The sequence below is a fragment of the Rhizobacter sp. genome, from assembly GCF_031412075.1.
Lineage (GTDB): Bacteria > Pseudomonadota > Gammaproteobacteria > Burkholderiales > Burkholderiaceae_C > Rhizobacter.
Genome location: NZ_JANOCG010000237.1, coordinates 1 through 2,585, shown reverse-complemented (window position 1 = coordinate 2,585; position 2,585 = coordinate 1). Strand labels below are relative to the sequence as shown.

The following is a 2,585-nucleotide window of genomic DNA, read 5'->3' as shown; positions in this document are numbered from 1 at the left end:
CACGGCTGGCGCAAGCTGCTGCGCCACCCGGCCATTCACACCTACCGCATCCACAGCGTGCCCGAGGTGACGCCGGTGCTGAAGTTCATCCAGCACCATTCCAAACAAGACGACCAAGAGGCCTACAGCACGCTCAACATGGGCGCGGGCTTTGCGTTGTTCGTGAAGGCCGAAGACGCCGAGCGCACGGTGCAGGTGGCGCAGGCACAAGGCGTGAAAGCCTTGATCGCAGGCCGTGTGGAGGCGGGCCCCAAGAAGCTCATCATCGAGCCGTTGAACATCGAGTTTGGAGACGACGCGCTGCAACTGCGCTGACTCCCACAAGCCCTTGTGGGGCCGAGTCATCAAAGCAGTCCCCTACAATCACCCGTGACGGGCCTCCCCGCATGGAAGCGCGCCCAAACGGGTCAGGTTGGGAACGAAGCAGCCCTAAGCGTTGCAACCAGTGCCGGGGGTAAGGCTCGTCACCCTCCTCCCCTTCAAGCTACAGCCGCAGCGGCAACTCAGCCGGTCAGCGCGAAACATCGCATGCGCGTGGCCGCGCCTGCCGGCACGGGCATGGTCACATCGTCGGGCGGCAGGCAAGAGGTGCCGGCGCGCATCAGGTTGTCCACCACCAGCCCGTCTTCGTCGTCCAGCACTTCAGCGAGAAATCGGTGGTCCTGGCCGAACAGCAAGGCGCGTGTGGCGCGGTCGCTGCCCAGCAAGATGAGGTATTTGGCGGTGTGCTCGGTGCCGTGTTGCTTGATCGGGTTCATGTCTTCTTGCAGGTACTCGCAAAGGATCGATGGCGGCGCTCACGCGCGCTTTGATTTCCTGGGGGTGGGTTCAGCGGGTGCTTGTTCAGCGGGTTCTTTCTGGCGCTGGTAGGCGTTGTCCATCGGCACGCCGCGATCGGTGTCCATGCGCCCGGCCATCACGTCGTCGTGGGCTTGCTGGATGACCGGCTGCACTGCTTCGCTGATCTGGCTGTCGGACGACTCGTCGCGCTCGTGCGGGAGCCGCGGCACCGGCTTGTCATGGATCGACGGGCTGGTTCGGCCAAAGCGCTTGGGCTTCACCTCGCATCTCCAGGGTCTTCCCCCTTGGAACGCGATTTGCCGATCTCTTCCGCCTGCTTCAGTTCTTGAGCTTCTTGGGGGTCTTTCGGCTTGGCCTTGCGGGCCGCCTCGTCCACCTTGCCCGATTCGGCAAAGTCTTGCGCTGCCTTGTCGTAGCGACGCGCGGCTTCGTAGTCGCCTTCGCCTTGAATCTTGCCGCTGGTGCCGGTCACCGTCTTGGGTGTTTGTGCCTTCATGGTCTTCTCCTTGGGGGGAGTGAATGTGAGGAGGCAACGATAGGCAAGCGGGTCGATGAGGGCCACCGGTCGCCCGCGCAAATGCGGGTCGGATCGCGGGCCCGACTCGGGTAGGACGAGTCCGACCTTGCGGAGTTGGCTCAGGGCGAGAGGTCGCAGCGAGGCAGCAGCTCGAAAAACGCTGATGCGGCGGCTTCGCCTTGCAGACCCGCTTCATCGAAGAAGGGATCGAGCGCCGATGCATCGCAGTAGCCGCTGCACCATTGCTTCTGCCGCCTGGGCGAGCCGCCCGATGAAATGTGCAACACCCGCAGGCCGGTGTGGCGAGGATCCGCCTCGACCTCGCGGTACACCGCCGAGATGTCGAGCACCGGGCCTTCCAACAGCTCGCAGAAGCGCTCCCCATCGAAGATGACGGCACCTGTCAGGCCGAGCGTGGCATTGCGTTGGCGCGATGCCTGCCAGATGTCCTTGACGGCGCCCAGGCTGGTTTCGGGCGCCAGCCGGCTCACCCACAAGACGCAGGAAACAAGGTCGGTCGCTGCCATGGGGCGTGTGGTTTCGCAATACATGACGCAATCTAGCCGCGGCTTTCAGGGGCCGCTGTGTCGAATGACATACCGTTGTGTGCCCGATACTTGCCCCCATGGGGCTCGAAGGGAGAACGCCATGAACGAGGTCAGCTGCAAGGACTGCCCGCTGCGCACGCTGCAGCTTTTCACGCCGCATGCAGACGAAGACGTCGTGCTGATCCAGTCGCTCAAACGGGGCCAGGTGGCCCTGGGCGCCGGGCAGGACATCATTCACGAGGGCCAGGCCGATGCGCCGCTCTACACCTTGTGGGCGGGCTGGGCTTTTCGCTACAAGACGCTCCCCGACGGGCGGCGGCAGATCCTCAACTTCCTGCTCCCGGGCGACTTCATCGGCGTGCAGCAGAAGATGTCGGACGCGCTCTCGCACGGCGTGCAGGCGCTCAGCGAGGTGCAGCTGTGCGTGTTCTCGCGCGACACACTCTGGCAGCTTCACCGCACCCGGCCCCACATGGGCTTCAACCTCACCTGGCTGATCGCGCAGGAGCAGTCGCTGGTCGACGACGGCTTATTGTCCGTGGGCCGGCGCAGCGCCGAAGAGCGGGTGGCGGTGCTGCTCATCCTGCTGTTCAAGCGGGCGGCGGCGAAGTTCCCCGACGCAGGCGCCGGCGGTGTGCCCTTCCCGTTGACCCAGCAGCACATCGCCGATGCACTGGGCTTGTCGCTGGTGCACACCAACAAGACCCTGCGCAAGCTCG

At 64.6% G+C, this 2,585-nt stretch carries 5 protein-coding genes, 1 other RNA gene and 1 pseudogene; 3 read left to right on the top strand and 4 right to left on the bottom strand.

Translation table 11 applies throughout. The features are described from left to right. Together RMO40_RS08350 and ffs are read left to right on the top strand one after the other, a co-directional pair. A pseudogene (locus RMO40_RS08350) lies at positions 1-315 on the top strand (phosphoribosylformylglycinamidine cyclo-ligase); the annotation flags it as partial. Between the two features lie 56 nt (positions 316-371). Beyond that, positions 372-469, top strand: an RNA gene (ffs, locus tag RMO40_RS08345) — signal recognition particle sRNA small type. A 34-nt stretch (positions 470-503) separates the two neighbouring features. Here ffs and RMO40_RS08340 read toward each other — a convergent pair. The 4 genes from RMO40_RS08340 to RMO40_RS08325 all read right to left on the bottom strand — a co-directional run bounded on the left by RMO40_RS08340 (position 504) and on the right by RMO40_RS08325 (position 1,845). Continuing rightward, positions 504-758, bottom strand: a complete 255-nt coding sequence (locus RMO40_RS08340; RefSeq protein WP_309718975.1) for a hypothetical protein — start codon at positions 756-758, stop codon at positions 504-506. A gap of 39 nt (positions 759-797) precedes the next feature. Further along, on the bottom strand, positions 798-1,061 hold the full coding sequence (locus RMO40_RS08335) for a hypothetical protein (RefSeq protein WP_309718971.1): 264 nt from the start codon (positions 1,059-1,061) through the stop codon (positions 798-800). Continuing rightward, a complete protein-coding gene (locus RMO40_RS08330; protein ID WP_309718967.1) occupies positions 1,058-1,297 on the bottom strand; it encodes a hypothetical protein in 240 nt (79 codons plus the stop codon). Before RMO40_RS08330 ends, RMO40_RS08335 begins: the two co-directional genes overlap by 4 nt. Before the next feature lie 140 nt (positions 1,298-1,437). Continuing rightward, complete coding sequence (locus RMO40_RS08325) at positions 1,438-1,845, bottom strand: BLUF domain-containing protein (RefSeq protein WP_309718965.1); 408 nt, start codon at positions 1,843-1,845, stop codon at positions 1,438-1,440. 121 nt (positions 1,846-1,966) lie between these two features. On the opposite strand from RMO40_RS08325, the gene RMO40_RS08320 reads away from it, so the two are divergent. Next, positions 1,967-2,585 (top strand): cyclic nucleotide-binding domain-containing protein (locus RMO40_RS08320; RefSeq protein WP_309718961.1); only part of this gene is annotated, 619 nt, incomplete at its 3' end.